The organism is Stenotrophomonas sp. HMWF023, assembly GCF_003060985.1.
Taxonomy (GTDB): Bacteria; Pseudomonadota; Gammaproteobacteria; order Xanthomonadales; family Xanthomonadaceae; genus Stenotrophomonas; species Stenotrophomonas lactitubi.
In genome coordinates this window covers 1-1,928 of the sequence record NZ_QAIJ01000184.1, presented here as the reverse complement: position 1 = coordinate 1,928, position 1,928 = coordinate 1, and the positions used below count along the sequence as shown (strand labels likewise).

The 1,928-nt window shown below is 55.6% G+C and carries 1 protein-coding gene and 2 pseudogenes; all 3 read right to left on the bottom strand.

The features are described 5' to 3' along the window. A pseudogene (locus DBR20_RS09905) lies at positions 1-244 on the bottom strand (type VI secretion protein); the annotation flags it as partial. Between the two features lie 61 nt (positions 245-305). Further along, the gene (locus DBR20_RS09900) at positions 306-1,157 is read right to left on the bottom strand and encodes a hypothetical protein (RefSeq protein ID WP_108266052.1); all 852 of its coding nucleotides are present in this window, start codon (positions 1,155-1,157) and stop codon (positions 306-308) included. Then, positions 1,154-1,928: pseudogene (locus DBR20_RS09895) on the bottom strand (VirB4 family type IV secretion/conjugal transfer ATPase); the annotation flags it as partial. The gene DBR20_RS09900 and the pseudogene DBR20_RS09895, both read right to left, overlap by 4 nt.

Sequence of the window (1,928 nt, the reverse complement as noted above, 5' to 3'; positions counted from 1 at the left end):
TCATGGAATCGCGACTGCGTCCGGTGGCGATCCGAAACCCTTGGATAAGCACCCAAAGAGTCATGAGGGTGAGCGCAATGCCGCCCACCCACGCCATCATCCGGCCAAGCAGCTTGACACCATACTCTGCGATTTCTTTGTGCAGGTAATCAAGGATAAGCCGGAAGAACACAAAGTCGCCAATCGAGGATGACACGTGCAAATTCTGCAACATGTGCAACCCTTGCCCAGACACGCCATCCATCAGCCCAAGATCCATAACCTCACCTAGAATTTGTTTGCAGCTCGACTGGAGCAGCGTCTAATTAATTTGAGAGCGCTGCCTTCAGTGCCGCGGCCTTCACCACGGTACCCAATGGCGACTGGCCAGTGCCCTTCAACGCACGTTGGGCAAGAATCTGCTGCATCTTGGTCAGCGCCTGGATCTGCCTGTCATACCCCTCAGTCTTTTTTTCCCAGGTTGCAAAATCCGCCTGCATATATGCGTCAGAAACGACCGCATTCGCAGAGGCTTCTGCCATTGCGCCTTCCCCACTCCACAGGTCGCGAATATCCTTGATCTTGTCCAGCACCGCGCGCATGTCAGGCATGGTTTTCTGCACGACCTCCACGGTTTCGTTGTATTTCTGGTTTTCAAGAACCTGAATGGACGCACAGATATTGCGCTGCTGGGAGATGATGTCCCCCCCAGGACTCAAGTCCAAAGCAGTCAAAATGCCGCTGAGACTCATGATGGAGCCTGCTCCGCATCGCTCTGCGACATTCCACTCAAGCGGCACCGGCTTCAGCGTTACTCCCCTCGGCATGAGAGGTGACGCGATGATCTGGTTGTATTTCGCCAGCTTCTGCGCCCAGTTCTGCGTTGTATCAATAAACCGTTGCGCCTGCGTACCATATTCAGCGAATGCCTGCGCCTGGCTGGTGAGGGTATTGAACTCAGTCAGCGTACTGTTGACCGTATTCAAGCCGACCTCCACCACCGGGATGGTGTAACCCTTCACAGGAAAGCTGAGCATTGCGGCAAGAGAAATCGCCATTGCTGTGGAGCGGAGCCGTGAAACTGCGATTGGCGTTTTGTCAATACGGGCAATGGTTTTCATGTTCTTCTCCATCGAATTCAAGGGGCTTGCTGCGTTCACGTCCGTTGCGACAGTCATGCTGCAACCTCCTTATTGTTGGATGCGGACTTTCCGGAGCCCTTACGATTCTTGTAGAAATCTTCCAGCCACTGTTCCGGCGTAAGCTCATCTACGGTTACTCGTGCACGAACGGCCGCTGTCTGCAGCACGCGATGCATGATGTCGATATTGTCGGTGGACGCCGAGATCACCGACAGGATGTCGTCCATGCCGCGCAGGTTGAGCTGGCACACACTGGACGCATGACCCTGCTTGACCAGGAAGCAGCGCGAACGTTCGTCCAACGCGGTGACCACCTTGAACTCGGCCTCGGTCAGCTTCAGGCCATCCATGTAGTCGCTCTTGCTGGCGTTCGGGTTCGGAAGCAGGATCAACGTGGCGGTCTGCTCGATCAACGCTGCGGAGATATCGCTCTTCAGCGCGTCCTCCGGGCTCTGCGTCGCGAAGATACCCATACCATTCTGCTTACGGATGGTCTTCTGCTTGTTCTTGGCGAATTCCTTCAGGCCACCCTCACCGTCCAGAATCTTCCAGAATTCGTCCATCACGTAGATCAACGGACGACCGTCGATCAGCGACTCCAAGCGGTGCAGCAGGTAGTTGATGACCGGCACGCGCACTTCAGGGTTGTCGATGATGTCGGTGTAGTCGAAACCGATGATGTTGGCCTTGCTCAGGTCCACGGTATCGACCGGATTATCGAACACCCAGCCAAGCGAGTTGCCCGAAGTCCAGCGACGCATGCGTGCGTACAGGCCGTCGTCGCCCATGTTGGGCAGGCTCTTCTGG

What these genes read in the sequence shown, in the direction of transcription:
- DBR20_RS09900 (WP_108266052.1), bottom strand. Translation starts at nt 1,157, where the DNA reads ATGACTGTCGCAACGGACGTGAACGCAGCAAGCCCCTTGAATTCGATG.